The organism is Pseudomonas sp. GQ91 (genome assembly GCF_059758795.1).
The window spans coordinates 1-13,397 of sequence record NZ_JCAXED010000003.1; the positions used below are offsets into that span (position 1 = coordinate 1).

The window sequence follows — 13,397 nt, forward strand, 5'->3', positions numbered from 1 at the left end:
CAAGGACCCGATCGGGTTTGCGGGTGGGCTGAATGTCTATGCGTATGCGCCGAATCCGGTTGGGTGGATTGATCCGTTTGGGTTGGCAAGAGTATATAAAGACGCCCCATACCATAGCACTACAGATAATTCAGTTAAGAGTCGAGCCCCCTCAAACGGGCAGGTGGCGCTGGATAACTCTGTTCAAGTTAAAGACTCATCCCCTCGCAGGGTCGGAGTTGATACCAAAAACAGCGAATTCGTCGTCCTTGACAGAACACAAGTACTTCCAAATGGAAATGAGGAATTTCATGGGCATGTACGGTGCTGGTGTGATCTTCATAACGACCAAAAAAATTCACTCAGAAGAACTGGGCAGATAACAAACAAGGGAAAAATCAGGAGAAAGACATGACCAAATCACATAACAAGGAAGACATAAATTTACTACTTGAATCTGATGACGAAAAAACAATCGTAGATGCAATTATGTATATGACATTCAACATAAATGATCCCGACTGGGTTCAAGAGAAATGTATTGATCAGATAAATAAAAATAAAAGTTCAAATGTAACAGGCCTAGCCATTACATGTCTAGGGCATGTGGCACGAATACATAAATCCATAAGTGAGGAAATTACGATTCCACTGTTAATCAGTCTTTTGAAAAACACGGAGCTTTCCGGTAGAGCCAGAGATGCCTTGGATGATATCGAACAATTCTCGAAACGCTCCAGAGCTTTAAAAAACCTGAAAGATAAAAACTAATACCGACTGATCGACTAAATACGTTGTGATCTTTATATGTTCGAAGGAGAATGCATGGAGAGATTAAGGCGGGGTTTATATGGGGAATATGATAACAAGGAGAGTAAGGCTTTAAAAACTTTACAATGACTACGGTCAGATGAAATTAGGATGCGATTTTATTCTGATGAGTGCCTTGACTTGAATTTTTAAATTCTATCAGCAGAGATGCTTTTTGTGAGGCCTGGGATGGACTCATTCTTGCTTCGTTTCTCGACAGACATTGAAAGGCTTTCCTTCTTGCAAAAAAACAGATTACTGAAAGTTATAGGTAGTAATTGCCATAAATATAGAAGCTTGGATTTCTGCTGGGTTGTGGCAGATATTGTTGCGCGCTAATACGAACCGAGCTCTGCAATTAATTTTTTAAAAAATTCTGCGAAAAGCTCAATCAGCCAAGGCAAGGAAGGGATTGCTTTAGGTCTAAATATATTGTCAAAATAAAAAAATTTAAATGCTTCCTTAAAGAATAATATTTCAAATATTATGAATGTGCTGTTATGAAAAAATCATTCGTTTCGGCGGCACGACAGAATACAGCGGTGTTGTCACCGAATCCATCCCTCACACCCAACTCAACGGCAAACCCATGGCGGGCAAAGGCAGCATGGTGACATGCCCCTTATGTAAGGGCGCCTTCCCGATCATTGAGGGCAGCAGAGGCTACTCCATCAACGGTGTCCCGGTGGCACTGATCGACATGAAGGCCGCCTCCGGTGCCACTCTGATCGCCAGCGGCTCTCATGGCGCCGTTCATCGCTGAGCGGCCACCGGCTCTTTAACAGTTTGATGACGCTGGCATGACTTCATCGCACCGATGTCAGCGTCAACGTGCGCGACGCCGAAGATCATCTGCTCACCCACAGCGATGCCTGTGACCTTCAATGCAGTGGCCTGGTACCCATGCGACCACCTCGGTACGCCGATGGAACTGACCGACGAACAGGGCGATATCGCCTGGGCTGGCATCTACAAATCCTGAGGACTGGCGAAGGAACAGCGAAGCGAACACGCCAAACAGACCGACATCCGCAATCCACTGCACTTTCAGGGGCAATACTTCGATCTGGAAACCAGGCTGCACTACAACCGCTATCGGTACTATGATCCACAGGTAGGACGGTTTATTGCCAAGGACCCGATTGGGTTTGCGGGCGGGCTGAATGTCTATGTGTATGGGCCGAATCCAGTTGAGTGGGTTGATCCGTTTGGGCTGGCTAAATCTGGACGCTGGCAACCCGTAGGAAATGGCAGAGTTCGCATTGATCCCCCTCACGTAGAGAACACACATCAAAAAACCCATGCTCACTGCGAGTGCAAATCTAGACGCAAAGAAATCGTCATAAACCAAGATGGCACCCAAAGCCATGGATCTCGCGGAGACATCTCGGGCCTAACTCGCACTGAAAAAGATTTTTGAGAGATAAAGGTTTTGATATATGAAAAAGCTAAACGCCTTCACCATTCACGGAACTGCCATCAATTCCAGTCATGAGCTAAAACTTGATGAAATATCAATTGTAGCTGATGCCAACACACTAGAATTGATCGGATTTTTTTTTATTAACGCAGCCATGGAAATGAAAAAAAACGAAGTTGAGCACCTGCATCTTCAGGATGTAACAAGCAATTTTTCATATGATAAGCACGTAGACATTATTATTTTGAATAAAGATATAGTAACGACCACGTCTAATTAATGCCTGTTATTCGCAGGACACCACAGACAAAAGCGGCTCGGTGATCGAGTCCGTCACGTACTTCGGACTCAACTTCCAGTGGAAGTTGATGGCATCAGGATCGCCTGTGGCGCAGCCCTGATCGCAGTAGTTTTCACTGTGCCGTACATCCGACGCACTGCTCTTTAACAACTGGACATCATCGGCATTGGCTTGATCGCGTTAATGCTTATGCCTGCGGCGGTACGACTCAACGCGGCAACATCATCGAAACCGTCGACCCGCTGGAGAACACCACCCAGTAAACCTACAACAGCGACAACCTGCCCGTGGTCATCACCGATGCCAAAACGCCGCCAGCCAACTGACCCACATCGACGACACCCGTCGCGGTGCACTCAGCTACCGCTATGATCCGTTGGGTCGATTACTTGCCGCCAGCACCATCAAAGACGAAGAGACCTTCGCCTTCGACCCGGCCAGCAATCTACTGGACCCGCAGGCTCCGCGCCGTCCCAATCACTACGGCCCACCCAAGCTGCTCGACAACCTGCTGCGTGACTACGTCGGCGTCCACTACAGCTACGACGAACGCGGCAACCTCAAAGAGCGCCTGCACAACGGCAAAAAATCCCACTTAAGTAAGTGTCATTCGGGACTGACCTATGTGTTTTGAGAAAGTTTGCGACCTGAAAGTGCTTGTTGATTGCGGGGTCAGGTGAGCAGGTGCTTGGAAATCAGCCGTGAGATTTCGACGATGGAGGTCTGGCCCGTGAATTCGAACTTCACTTTGCCCAGGGATGAAAAGTAGATTTCCAACTCCGAATCGAGGTCGAATGTGCCGGATGTTTCCACGGAGTACGCCACGATGTTTTTGTACGGCAGTGAAGTGAAGTCCTTCTTGCTGCCGGTGATGCCTTGTACGTTCACGGCGATGATGCGCTTGGTCGTGAAGACCACGCCGTCGCGCATGGCTTTGTAGGCGTCCACAACCTGTTCGTCATCCAGCAACAGGGACGCAACGCGTTCAGCGTATTCGTTGTTTTGTTTGAGCTTGAAGAAACCTTTGTTGTTGAAGTCGATCATCGGTCGGGCCTTGTGGTTTGTCAGGGAGGGCGCGTTGACGCCCATCGCGAGCAAGTTTGCTCCTACAGAAGCAGGTCGCGTTTATAGGATAGCCTTGAGATAGTCCTTGAGGGCGTCGAGCGGGGCGTTCAGTTCATTTAGCGTTGAAGCCTGGTCGACCCGAGTCGCCAGCTTTCGCAGTTCACGCCCCAGCACCGTGTTGGCGCCTCCCAGAGCCTCCAAGGCCGATTCCATACATTCGTTCAGCTTACGCTGGATGGTTGCCAGATCTCCGTTGCGCACCAACAACCCAAACACTTCCCGCTCATATCCGTCCATCACCGGATCATCTCGCAATATCGGGCTGCCGCCGTCGGTCTCGTGCACCAGTTTAAGTGCGAAGAGCGCAACAGCTTCCAGCGTTAATTCCATGGTTTCGGTTCCTCGGGGTTCTGGGGGAGGGCGATGATCACTGTTCTGCGGCGGAAAAAAAAGACTTTGGGGATTTGTGCGCCAGCTCAGGGAGTTACCACGCGTATGCAGATAGCTGAAGTGCCTATGGCGCGCGGGGTGAGCATCACAAAAACCAACACACTAGCCAACGCTTGTTGTAGGAGCGAGCTTGCTCGCGAAGAACTCATAGGCGCCCTGTGTATTCAGGATGCACACGTTTTTGTTGACGGCTTTTGCGTGGAACAAGGGGGGATTTAACGCCCGCGGCTACCTATTCCCGGTCGATTCTGCTTCCCTTTAACTGAAAGCACCTAGCGCTTGACTTAGAGCGCGCTCTAACCAATAGCCTTCTTGTTGCACCGCCAAAACGGCCAGGTCCGTAGCGCGGCTTAAACAAGGAGATAGGTCATGACATTTAAAAAACTTAGCGCTATAACCGGGCTCGTGCTTTCAGCAGTCGCACTTCCGGTGTCGGCAACTGAAGCGGATAGTCGACGAGCGAAAGGGACAGAGGCCCTGGAAAGAATCACCGGGACCGCCGGCAACAACGTAATCAACTCGCTTAGCGATATCTCGCCCGAGCTGGGTGATTGGATAGTCGACTTCGCCTATGGTGATGTGTTTTCCAGGCCTGGTATCGCGCTGTGTACACGCGAGCTGGCAACCATCTCGGCCCTGACTGCGTTGGGGAACGCGCAACCTCAACTCAAGGTGCATATAGAGGGGGCGTTGAATGTTGGTTGCAAACCTGAAGAAATCGTTGAAATCATCATCCAGATGGCGGTGTATGCGGGCTTTCAAAGCGCCTTGAATGGCATCAGCGCAGCGCGGGAAGTGTTTGCCAAGCGAGGCATCAAAATTGCTGCCGCACCTCCCGAGTGAGCGCGACCACCGCATTGCCGAACCCCGATGGTTAAGGAGTGTGTTTATGAACGCTTCCCAGACGATTGACCAAGTCGCCAAGCGCACCGGCCTCACGGCCTATACCTTGCGCTACTACGAACGCATCGGGCTGTTGGCACCTGTCGCCCGTGCGGTGGGCGGGCAACGGCTTTATGCGCCGACGGATATAGCGTGGCTGGAGTTTCTGCTGCGTTTACGCACCACTCACATGACCATCGGCAAAATGCAAACATTCGCCAAGCTGCGCAGCGCCGGGGATTCAACGGTTGCCGAGCGTCGTCAGATGCTGGAAAGCCATCTACAGGATGTACAGGCCGAAATTGTTGCCATGCAAAAAGCCGTCGCGGCACTGCAAGCCAAGATTGATCACTACCGTGGGCTTGAGGCTAAGGAGGATGTTTAGCACCGGCGCGAAGGGCTCAGCGGAATGCGGCCGACATGTTCGATGATGCCTTCTGAAACACTCACGTAGGGTATCGTTGCGCTAAAACGCAGGGCCGCCACACGCGGCCAAATGATGGCCGCTGGGGCAGAATTTTGCGCCTTCCTGCAAACAGACGGCTAAACCGTTGGTACTGTTCCGCCGTCGATCACAAACTCACTTCCGGTGATTGATGCCGCTCGCGGCGAAGCCAGGAAACCGATCAGGTCAGCCACTTCGGAAGGCGTCGATGGGCGGCCGAGCGGGATACCCCCAAGTGCTTTCATGATGATCTCTTTACCACCTTGATAGTCAGTACCTGCCTCCTGCGCCAGTCGTTCGGCTAATGCGACCGACGCTTCGGTTTCAACCCAGCCCGGCGAAACCCGAACCACGCGGATGCCTTTGGGCGAAACCTCTTTCGATAAACTTTTGCTGTACGTCGAAAGCGCGGCCTTGGCCGCCGCGTACGCTGTTGTAGCTTCCGGCAGTGGCAGCCGACTCTGGATGGAGGTGACGTGGATGACGACCCCGTCCTTGCGCTCCAGCATACCCGGGAGCAAGGCGCGATCGAGGCGCACCGCCGGCAACAGGTTCAGGCTGAGCTCTCGTTGCCACTGTTCTTCGTCCAACGCGGCAAAACCGCCGCCGGGTGCCGACGAACCCCCCAGGACGTGGATCATTATGTCCACGCCACCCAGCCGCTGTTGGATCGCGGCGATCAGCACGTCACAACCTTCCCGGGTCGAAAGATCAGCCGCAATCAGAAGAGCGCCCGGCATTTCAACGTCCACCTGCCTGGCCGAGGTGATGACCTTCGCGCCCTCGGCCAGTAACAACTCGACGACAGCCTTGCCGATGCCTTTGGTGCCACCGGTGACGAGGACCCGCTTGCCAGTCAAACCCAGATTCAGCATGGCGTGATCTCCAAGGAACGGATTTGACCGCCCTCCAGCGTGAAGACGTGACTCAGCTGAACCGGGCTACCGGGGAAATTCCCGACAAGGTGCGCAATGACTGTCAGTCTGCCCTGCCTGTGCAGGGCTTGCAGGGGTTGGACCTGATAGATGAAAACTCTGCGTGCCTCCTGTTGCCAGGCTTCGATGGCAGCCGTTCCTGCGTATGTTTTTCTCTCATCGCAAACCGTGGCGTCAGAGCGGAAGCAGCTCGCAAGTTGTGCTGCATCGCCACCATTGCTGACCGCAAAGTATGTCTGTACGACGTCGGGAAGCTGAAGGCTCATATCCTGGTCTCCTGGATGGATTTCCTGGAGCGATCTTGCTGCCTGACGGATAGTTTGTTCAACTGGGACAAACCTTTATGACCCATCCCGAAATTCAGGATAATCTATGTCGCAAGATCGTTTAGGCCTCAGTGAGCTGGACGCTGTTATAGCGGTCGCACGCAGGGGTTCGTTTCGGCAAGCCGCTATCGATCTCGATGTCTCCACCACCGCGTTGAGCCACACCATTGCCCAACTGGAAGCGCGCCTCGAATCTCGGCTGTTCAATCGCACTACCCGTAGCGTGGCCATCACCGACGCGGGCAGGATATTTCTCGAGCAGGTGGGGCCAGCCTTGCAGGATTTGCGTGCGGCACTCGATGCAGTGCGATCGCATAACGCCGGGCCCTCGGGCACGCTGCGTATCAATACGTTCGCCAGCGCTGCCCGATCGGCGCTCCTGCCACTGGTGATGGAGTTCCTGCAGCATCATCCGAAAGTACACATCGACCTCGTCACCGAAGGCCGTCTGGTGGATATCGTTGCTGACGGCTTCGATTTCGGCGTGCGCTCAGCAAGCCTCGTTCCGAACGACGTGATTGTGATCCCTCTCGGGCAGCCGCAACGGTACGCTGTGGTCGGTTCGCCGACGTACTTCGAAAAATACGGCAAACCGCGAACGCCATCCGAGTTGCTCCAGCATCGATGCATTCGCGTTCGACTACCGAATGGGGCGATTTTTCCGTGGCATTTCGAGCGGGACGGAGAAGTGACTCGTCTCGATGTGAGCGGGCCGCTTACGCTGGATGAATCCAGCGTGGTCAAGGTGGCGGTGCAGGAAGGCATGGGGCTCGGTTTTTTCATGGAACAGGACGTTCACGACGAAATCCGCGGCGGACAGTTCGTGCGCACTCTCGAAGACTGGACCCCGCCCAGAGACAAGCTGTGCCTGTACTACCCGAACCGCCGCAACCCCAGCGCGGCAGCCAAGGCCTTCATCGACCTGGCACGCGCCAGTCAAGCCGATCAGGACGGGCTCGCCTGATTCAGGCTTAACCCGAACCTGGCTCAGGCAATCAATCCGAGTGTCAGCCCCTTCAAGGTAGCGGCTGCCCGGGTCGAGCATTCCAGTTTGCGAAAGATGCTTTCCATGTGCGTGCGAACCGTGCTCGGACTGATCTCCAGCAGCCGCGCCACCTGCTTGTTGCTGGCACCACGGCTGATCTCCAGCAGGATGCGGCACTCGCGAGTCGTGAGTAACGAAGTCTTCGGTTGACGCATCCGACGCTCGCCACCTGCGGCGGCAATGACGGCTTCGCAAACATCGTTGTCGAACAAACCACTGCCAGCATCCTGTCTGAGTAGCCTGGCTGCATCCGCTTCGCCGTGGGCCGATCGCCATGGCCTGGCTTCCCTTAGCGCGACCCAGGCGACCGATGTGGCGAACAGGCGATGCTCGGCACACAGCGCATCACCCGCCACGCCTCGAAAATAGCCACTACCGTTGAGCCGTTCATAAGCATGGGTCGCAATCTCTGCGGGCACGGCCAGTTCCGTGATAGGTCGAAGCGCCTGTTGCGTCCAGTAAGGGACAAGACGCACCCGCTCCGCAGCGCCGTATGGCAGCGTCCCTGGGGTATTCCAAAGGTGGTTCGAAACGGCTGCCCGGCCGAGACCGTAGATGAGCGCGGACTTGCCAATGTCTGTCAACGTGGGTTCACGCAGCCCCCACAGGCGTGCAGCTTCCACGGCGACATGCGCTACCTGTCGCGAATGCCCTGCCAACCACGGCAGCTTCAAGTCGATTATGTCTCCCACCAACGTCAGTGAGACGCAACGCTGTTCATGCGCGTGGTCAACCGTTTTCGAAAGCGTTTCCAGATCCGCCAGCCAGTCCTTTGCGTTCCCCAGAAGCAACGCTACCAGCGACGCGGGATAGCGCCGATCCGACTGCTCTCTGATCCAGCGTAGCGCCGCGTCCAGGCCGTGTGCACGACTGAGAATATCCAGATCACCTGCCAGTACCACCTGATAGGCGACCTCCGGAATGTGCTCATGGGTCAGGCCCAGCGGCCGGCCAGTGCCATCGTAGGTTTCGAACACGCGACACAAGCCCGCCTCGACGTCGGCACCGAGCTGGAGGGTTTTGGCGATTGCCCCGGATACCTCACAGTGCACGACGGCAAGCGGGGCTGCCTGGTGCACCGCATTCATTTGCTCATTGCCCAGCGTCAAATCGAGCATCGCACGGCGGCCATCGACGTCGTCGCCCAACAGATCCGCAAAGCCTTCGGCATTGGCGGTGCAACCGGACCAGCGCAGCAAGGCAACTTGTTCCGCTACCCTCAGGTGCTCACCGTCGCCGTGCCGGGCCTGCGCCAGCATCCGCGCCAGTGCGGCAACGCGCCGGGAATGACCGAGTGGTTGTCCCATGCTGAGGTCGCCGACCTGGGCGATCGTCGCCAATGCTCCGCCCAGGGAGATGTCCAGTTGCAACGCACTATCCATGAAAAATGTCCCGGGGTCGGATAATTGACCGATGCCCACAACGCAGGCTAGTCAGCAGAATTTGAACTCCCGAACAGGAGCTCATCCAATGAAAACATTCAAATCGAAAGTCGCTACCGTCGCCTTTGCCCTAGCCGGTACCTTCATCGCAAGCGCCAGCCACGCGCAGGATACAACACCCTCCGTGGTGATCGTACACGGCGCGTTCGCCGACGGCTCCGACTGGGCCAAAGTGGTGCCATTGCTCCAAGCCCAAGGGGTGGCCGTTACGGTTGTGCAAAACCCGCTCACCTCGCTTGCCGACGATGTTGCCGCTACGCGCCGCGTGTTAAGCAACCAGCAGGGCAAGGTGGTGCTAGTCGGGCACTCTTGGGGCGGCACCGTGATTACCGAGGCCGGTAGCGACCAGAAGGTCAGCGCGCTGGTGTATGTCGCCGCCTTCGCGCCAGAGGCCGGGCAAACCAGCGGCGAACAAGGTAAAGGTGCGCCCACGCCACCTGGCATCAGTCAGATCAAGGCAGACGGCAACGGTTTCCTCTATTTGACGCCGCAAGGCATGGCCAAGGACTTCGCCCAGGATCTCCCGGCAGCGCAGACCGCCGTCATGACCGCCACGCAAGGTCCCATCAAAGCATCTGCCTTCGAAGATAAAACGACCGTGTCGTCCTGGAAGACCAAACCGTCCTGGTATCTGCTCGCCACAGAAGACCGGATGATCCACCCCGACGTCCAGCGCTCTGCCGCCAAGCGTATCGGTGCCACCGTTACAGAGGTGCACTCCAGCCATGTTCCCCAGCAGTCGCAGCCGGCCGAGGTCGCCGCAGTGATTCTCAAGGCCGTGCACAGTGTTGGCGAGCAGTGATCGCAGGGAAATGACGCCACTGCTGACCGCAACTCAATCGCTGCATCGATACGGAGCGTCCGCATGAATCATCTGCGTGAGCAACACTATGACTTCATTGTGTGTGGTGCAGGCACGTCGGGCTGCGTGGTCGCGGCCCGTCTTGCCGATCAGAAAAGCGCACGCGTCTTGCTGATTGAAGCGGGCGAAGGGTACTCGGGCCCCGAGGTTACCGAACCGGCGCAATGGCCGATGAACCTCGGTTCAAAGCGCGACTGGGCATTCGAGGCGCAACCCAATCCACACCTCAATGGTCGACGGCTATCCCTGAACATGGGTAAAGGACTCGGTGGCGGCTCCAGCATCAATGTGATGGTCTGGTCTCGTGGGCACCGCTCCGATTGGGAGCATTTCGCTGCCGAGTCCGGCGACCCGGCCTGGGGCTACGATTCGATACTCAATTACTACCGCAGGATCGAGAACTGGCAAGGCCGCCCTGATGCCACTCGACGTGGTTCAGGTGGCCCCGTGCATGTCGAACAGCCGGCCACGCCCCAGCCCCTCGCATGGGCAACCCTGGAGGCAGCCAGCCGCCTGGGTATCCCTCGATTCGAGAGTCCCAATGGCGAGATGATGGAAGGCCCGGGCGGGGTCGCGATTACCGACCTGCGCATTAACCAGGGCAAGCGCGAATCCGTTTACGACTCCTACATCCGGCCACGCTTGCACTATCCGAACTTGACGGTTCTGACAGGGGCATTGGTGACCCGCGTATTGCTTATCGGTACACGGGTTATCGGTGTCGAAGTGGTAATCGCAGGTGAGCGGCAGTGCTTCTATGCCGCAGCCGAGGTCATCTTGTCCATGGGCGCGGTGCAAACACCCAAGGTGCTCATGCAATCGGGCATCGGCCCGGAAGATGAACTGCGAAACCACGGCATCGCATTGGTCAATCACCTTCCCGGCGTGGGCCAGAACCTTCAGGACCATCTCGCCTTTGGCTGTACGTGGGAGTACCTGCAACCCCAGGCAGTCGGTAGTGGCGGGTGCGAAACCACGTTGTACTGGAAAAGCGACAGTCGTCTGGATGTCCCGGACCTGTTGCAGTGTCAGCTGGCGTTCGCGGTACCCTCTCCGGCTGAGGTCGCGATTGAGCCGCCACAACATGGCTGGACAATGTTCGCAGGGCTGGCCAGGCCTGCCAGTCGAGGACGTTTGCGCCTGTCGGGTGCCGGGCCACTGGATGCCCCACTCATTGAGCCGAACTCGCTGAGCGCGCCCGAGGATATGACCGCGGCGTATGCGTCGATCGACCTGTGCAGGGCGCTCGGTAACAGCGAAGCCTTCAACGGGTTGGTCAAGCGCGAAGTTGTGCCCGGGCCGAAAGAACATCGCGCTATGGAGCAGTTCATCCGCAGCTCTGCCGTGACTTACTGGCACCAGTCCTGCACCGCGAAAATGGGCCGAGATACGATGTCGGTGGTCGACCATCAACTGCGCGTGTATGGCATCGATAAACTGCGCATCGCTGATGCCTCGATCATGCCGCGAATTACCGTTGGCAACACGATGGCACCGTGCGTCGTCATCGCCGAACGAGCAGCAGAGCTTGTCCTCGCTGCGCATGGGGTCACGGCCACAGCGCTGCATCGGTAATTCATGAGAATACTGAGGCACCCTATGCTCACTGACTTTCAGTCAGCCATGGAAAAAAGCGCCGATCGCTATGCCTGGGCCGTGCATTACCTGGGGTAGTTGGCGAAGCGGGTGGTGGATGATTTGGCGAATGGGGTGACTGAGGAGGGGAAGGGCTAATCCCGGTCAGTTAAGCCAAATTCCTGTGGGCGCGTGTTTCAGGTTGATGGTAGGTGGTGAGGGACAGCTTCGCCGGTCAGGGACTTTTCTGCAGGCGAAAAAAAAGACCTTGAATTGCCAGGTCTTTCTTTAAGATGGTGCCCGAGGGAGACTCGAATAATAGCATAACTGTATAATTAACATGGTTTTTTGCATGTTTACACTTCCACGTTGTACGGTGAAGTGTACACCCTACCTGCCTCCAATAAGGACTGGTGTGGGTGGAAGCTTGATCGGATTTCTCCATCCAATTTCCGACGAGCTGTGAACAATATCTACAAGAGACTGGTTATGGATAGACTCCCTGGTCTACCAAAAAATGCCGTACCGACACATGGCGAATTTTCGCGATTAGTCACTAATCGCGGCCGCCCGCTCTGCGCAGGATTCACAACGGTAATGGCAGTATGATAGCCTCCATGCCGCACGTAAGCATTTGTCTGGAGCATTGCCTACGGCTAGTTAATTATATTCTTATATGGAGATAAGTATGGCTACTATTACTGGCGACAACAACGACAACGTTTTATCGGCTAGCGAAATGTCCTTCATTTATGGACTTGGTGGAAATGATACCATCTATGGAAGTAATTTCTACGACATTATCCAAGGAGGCACAGGCAATGATGTAATCTATGGCAACGGCGGAGACGATGCGATCATAGGCGATCAGGGATCCGATCAGTTGTACGGAGGCGATGGAGACGATCTTATCGTCGGAGACAATCTCCTCACCCCCGCCGGAGCTGGAAACGACGTGTTGTTTGGTGGCGCGGGCAATGATCGTTTGTATGGCAATTACGGCAACGACCTCTATCTATACTCCGTAAACTCCGGTATCGATATCATCAACGACGGCAAGACGGCTGCCGAAGTTCCGGGCTATGGGGGTGGTGTTGATACCCTGCAGTTTACCAACACCACATTTGCCAACATCCACTATCAAGCGGTCAACAATGACCTTCTGCTGTACACTTCGGAAGGCGTGGATCAGAATGGACTCATTCAGCATGGGGTCCTTATTCAGGACTTCTACCTGAACAATGTCAATACCAATATCGAATACCTGGCAGACAGCACTGGTGCCGGGTTCGATCTGTCCCAGTTGCTGCCCACTGACCAGGCTTCGTACACCGAGACCTCGTTGCAGAACCTGGCGTTGGCGTAAGTTTCCTAGGACTTGAAAGAGTTGAACAAAAGGAGGTGTAGTTCATGGAAATTTCTAAAGGCATACCTTTGGCGACAACGTCGCGCAGCATTGCAGGCTTGAATCTTCCGCTGGTCAAATCGAACGCCAACTTCGCTCATGACCTGAAGGCCGCAGCTGAAGGTCTGCGTAAAGCCGAAGAAGTGGAACGAGGCATAGGTCGTCTTGATGCCGATAACGCTCCCCACAATGCAGCCAACGTTGTCATGAAGGGTGATCAGCTTGTTGCGACAATTTACAAGTCTGGCGCGGTAGCGTTTACCGACACCTACGCCGCACAGCTGAAAAACCTGAATCTCCCTGGTGATAACTCTGGAGATTTGGGCTCGCTTCGTGCCGCAATGATAGCGAAGGCTGTAGGCGGGGAAGTCATGGATGCAAACACATCTTCCTCTGCTTCTTGGCAATCTCGGTTTTCAGCAAAAGCATAGAGCCAACTGAGCCAGTCTTTAACC

The 13,397-nt window shown here is 55.1% G+C and carries 17 protein-coding genes and 2 pseudogenes; 14 read left to right on the forward strand and 5 right to left on the reverse strand.

The window, feature by feature from the left end; genetic code table 11:
• The 6 genes and pseudogenes from AC6CIA_RS04790 to AC6CIA_RS04815 form a co-directional block, all read left to right on the forward strand.
• Nucleotides 1-394, forward strand: a pseudogene (locus AC6CIA_RS04790) (hypothetical protein); the annotation flags it as partial.
• Nucleotides 391-750, forward strand: coding sequence for a hypothetical protein (locus tag AC6CIA_RS04795; protein ID WP_498310851.1), 360 nt, complete (start codon nucleotides 391-393; stop codon nucleotides 748-750). The pseudogene AC6CIA_RS04790 and the gene AC6CIA_RS04795, both read left to right, overlap by 4 nt.
• 529 nt (nucleotides 751-1,279) lie before the next feature.
• Nucleotides 1,280-1,552, forward strand: coding sequence for a PAAR domain-containing protein (locus AC6CIA_RS04800; protein ID WP_498310853.1), 273 nt, complete (start codon nucleotides 1,280-1,282; stop codon nucleotides 1,550-1,552).
• A 108-nt stretch (nucleotides 1,553-1,660) separates the two neighbouring features.
• Nucleotides 1,661-2,008 (forward strand): annotated as a pseudogene (locus AC6CIA_RS04805) (RHS repeat domain-containing protein); the annotation flags it as partial.
• A gap of 220 nt (nucleotides 2,009-2,228) precedes the next feature.
• Nucleotides 2,229-2,489 (forward strand): hypothetical protein, encoded by a 261-nt coding sequence (locus AC6CIA_RS04810; RefSeq protein ID WP_498310854.1) that lies wholly within the window; start codon nucleotides 2,229-2,231, stop codon nucleotides 2,487-2,489.
• A gap of 397 nt (nucleotides 2,490-2,886) precedes the next feature.
• Nucleotides 2,887-3,144 (forward strand): hypothetical protein, encoded by a 258-nt coding sequence (locus tag AC6CIA_RS04815; RefSeq protein WP_498310855.1) that lies wholly within the window; start codon nucleotides 2,887-2,889, stop codon nucleotides 3,142-3,144.
• Between the two features lie 38 nt (nucleotides 3,145-3,182).
• Here the strand turns inward: AC6CIA_RS04815 and AC6CIA_RS04820 are convergent, their stop codons facing one another.
• Both AC6CIA_RS04820 and AC6CIA_RS04825 read right to left on the reverse strand, forming a co-directional pair.
• The gene (locus AC6CIA_RS04820) at nucleotides 3,183-3,554 is read right to left on the reverse strand and encodes a PH domain-containing protein (RefSeq protein ID WP_339533286.1); all 372 of its coding nucleotides are present in this window, start codon (nucleotides 3,552-3,554) and stop codon (nucleotides 3,183-3,185) included.
• A gap of 81 nt (nucleotides 3,555-3,635) precedes the next feature.
• Nucleotides 3,636-3,965 (reverse strand): hypothetical protein, encoded by a 330-nt coding sequence (locus AC6CIA_RS04825; protein ID WP_498310856.1) that lies wholly within the window; start codon nucleotides 3,963-3,965, stop codon nucleotides 3,636-3,638.
• A 429-nt stretch (nucleotides 3,966-4,394) separates the two neighbouring features.
• Between AC6CIA_RS04825 and AC6CIA_RS04830 the strand changes: the two genes are divergently transcribed.
• Both AC6CIA_RS04830 and AC6CIA_RS04835 read left to right on the forward strand, forming a co-directional pair.
• Nucleotides 4,395-4,868, forward strand: coding sequence for a carboxymuconolactone decarboxylase family protein (locus AC6CIA_RS04830; RefSeq protein WP_498310857.1), 474 nt, complete (start codon nucleotides 4,395-4,397; stop codon nucleotides 4,866-4,868).
• Between the two features lie 46 nt (nucleotides 4,869-4,914).
• Nucleotides 4,915-5,292 (forward strand): MerR family transcriptional regulator, encoded by a 378-nt coding sequence (locus AC6CIA_RS04835; protein WP_339533274.1) that lies wholly within the window; start codon nucleotides 4,915-4,917, stop codon nucleotides 5,290-5,292.
• A gap of 158 nt (nucleotides 5,293-5,450) precedes the next feature.
• On the opposite strand, the gene AC6CIA_RS04840 is transcribed toward AC6CIA_RS04835, so the two are convergent.
• Together AC6CIA_RS04840 and AC6CIA_RS04845 are read right to left on the reverse strand one after the other, a co-directional pair.
• A complete protein-coding gene (locus tag AC6CIA_RS04840) occupies nucleotides 5,451-6,227 on the reverse strand; it encodes an SDR family oxidoreductase (RefSeq protein ID WP_498310858.1) in 777 nt (258 codons plus the stop codon).
• Nucleotides 6,221-6,553, reverse strand: a complete 333-nt coding sequence (locus AC6CIA_RS04845) for a nuclear transport factor 2 family protein (RefSeq protein ID WP_498310859.1) — start codon at nucleotides 6,551-6,553, stop codon at nucleotides 6,221-6,223. Before AC6CIA_RS04845 ends, AC6CIA_RS04840 begins: the two co-directional genes overlap by 7 nt.
• A gap of 106 nt (nucleotides 6,554-6,659) precedes the next feature.
• Here AC6CIA_RS04845 and AC6CIA_RS04850 point away from each other — a divergent pair, with 106 nt between their 5' ends.
• Nucleotides 6,660-7,577, forward strand: coding sequence for a LysR substrate-binding domain-containing protein (locus AC6CIA_RS04850; RefSeq protein ID WP_498310861.1), 918 nt, complete (start codon nucleotides 6,660-6,662; stop codon nucleotides 7,575-7,577).
• A 23-nt stretch (nucleotides 7,578-7,600) separates the two neighbouring features.
• On the opposite strand, the gene AC6CIA_RS04855 is transcribed toward AC6CIA_RS04850, so the two are convergent.
• The gene (locus AC6CIA_RS04855) at nucleotides 7,601-9,040 is read right to left on the reverse strand and encodes an HD domain-containing phosphohydrolase (protein ID WP_498310863.1); all 1,440 of its coding nucleotides are present in this window, start codon (nucleotides 9,038-9,040) and stop codon (nucleotides 7,601-7,603) included.
• An 88-nt stretch (nucleotides 9,041-9,128) separates the two neighbouring features.
• Here AC6CIA_RS04855 and AC6CIA_RS04860 point away from each other — a divergent pair, with 88 nt between their 5' ends.
• The 5 genes from AC6CIA_RS04860 to AC6CIA_RS04880 all read left to right on the forward strand — a co-directional run bounded on the left by AC6CIA_RS04860 (nucleotide 9,129) and on the right by AC6CIA_RS04880 (nucleotide 13,373).
• On the forward strand, nucleotides 9,129-9,902 hold the full coding sequence (locus tag AC6CIA_RS04860) for an alpha/beta hydrolase (protein ID WP_498310864.1): 774 nt from the start codon (nucleotides 9,129-9,131) through the stop codon (nucleotides 9,900-9,902).
• 63 nt (nucleotides 9,903-9,965) lie between these two features.
• Nucleotides 9,966-11,537 (forward strand): GMC family oxidoreductase, encoded by a 1,572-nt coding sequence (locus tag AC6CIA_RS04865; protein WP_498310865.1) that lies wholly within the window; start codon nucleotides 9,966-9,968, stop codon nucleotides 11,535-11,537.
• Nucleotides 11,538-11,561: 24 nt separating this feature from the next.
• Nucleotides 11,562-11,636 (forward strand): DUF3077 domain-containing protein, encoded by a 75-nt coding sequence (locus AC6CIA_RS04870; RefSeq protein WP_498311206.1) that lies wholly within the window; start codon nucleotides 11,562-11,564, stop codon nucleotides 11,634-11,636.
• A 589-nt stretch (nucleotides 11,637-12,225) separates the two neighbouring features.
• Entirely contained in the window at nucleotides 12,226-12,903 is a 678-nt protein-coding gene (locus AC6CIA_RS04875) for a calcium-binding protein (protein ID WP_498310866.1), read from the forward strand.
• Between the two features lie 44 nt (nucleotides 12,904-12,947).
• Nucleotides 12,948-13,373, forward strand: coding sequence for a hypothetical protein (locus AC6CIA_RS04880; RefSeq protein WP_498310867.1), 426 nt, complete (start codon nucleotides 12,948-12,950; stop codon nucleotides 13,371-13,373).
• The last annotated feature ends 24 nt before the right edge of the window (nucleotides 13,374-13,397 follow it).

What these genes read in the sequence shown, in the direction of transcription:
- AC6CIA_RS04795 (WP_498310851.1), top strand. Translation starts at nt 391, where the DNA reads ATGACCAAATCACATAACAAGGAAGACATAAATTTACTACTTGAATCT.
- AC6CIA_RS04800 (WP_498310853.1), top strand. Translation starts at nt 1,280, where the DNA reads ATGTGCTGTTATGAAAAAATCATTCGTTTCGGCGGCACGACAGAATAC.
- AC6CIA_RS04810 (WP_498310854.1), top strand. Translation starts at nt 2,229, where the DNA reads ATGAAAAAGCTAAACGCCTTCACCATTCACGGAACTGCCATCAATTCC.
- AC6CIA_RS04820 (WP_339533286.1), bottom strand. Translation starts at nt 3,554, where the DNA reads ATGATCGACTTCAACAACAAAGGTTTCTTCAAGCTCAAACAAAACAAC.
- AC6CIA_RS04825 (WP_498310856.1), bottom strand. Translation starts at nt 3,965, where the DNA reads ATGGAATTAACGCTGGAAGCTGTTGCGCTCTTCGCACTTAAACTGGTG.
- AC6CIA_RS04830 (WP_498310857.1), top strand. Translation starts at nt 4,395, where the DNA reads ATGACATTTAAAAAACTTAGCGCTATAACCGGGCTCGTGCTTTCAGCA.
- AC6CIA_RS04835 (WP_339533274.1), top strand. Translation starts at nt 4,915, where the DNA reads ATGAACGCTTCCCAGACGATTGACCAAGTCGCCAAGCGCACCGGCCTC.
- AC6CIA_RS04840 (WP_498310858.1), bottom strand. Translation starts at nt 6,227, where the DNA reads ATGCTGAATCTGGGTTTGACTGGCAAGCGGGTCCTCGTCACCGGTGGC.
- AC6CIA_RS04845 (WP_498310859.1), bottom strand. Translation starts at nt 6,553, where the DNA reads ATGAGCCTTCAGCTTCCCGACGTCGTACAGACATACTTTGCGGTCAGC.
- AC6CIA_RS04850 (WP_498310861.1), top strand. Translation starts at nt 6,660, where the DNA reads ATGTCGCAAGATCGTTTAGGCCTCAGTGAGCTGGACGCTGTTATAGCG.
- AC6CIA_RS04855 (WP_498310863.1), bottom strand. Translation starts at nt 9,040, where the DNA reads ATGGATAGTGCGTTGCAACTGGACATCTCCCTGGGCGGAGCATTGGCG.
- AC6CIA_RS04860 (WP_498310864.1), top strand. Translation starts at nt 9,129, where the DNA reads ATGAAAACATTCAAATCGAAAGTCGCTACCGTCGCCTTTGCCCTAGCC.
- AC6CIA_RS04865 (WP_498310865.1), top strand. Translation starts at nt 9,966, where the DNA reads ATGAATCATCTGCGTGAGCAACACTATGACTTCATTGTGTGTGGTGCA.
- AC6CIA_RS04875 (WP_498310866.1), top strand. Translation starts at nt 12,226, where the DNA reads ATGGCTACTATTACTGGCGACAACAACGACAACGTTTTATCGGCTAGC.
- AC6CIA_RS04880 (WP_498310867.1), top strand. Translation starts at nt 12,948, where the DNA reads ATGGAAATTTCTAAAGGCATACCTTTGGCGACAACGTCGCGCAGCATT.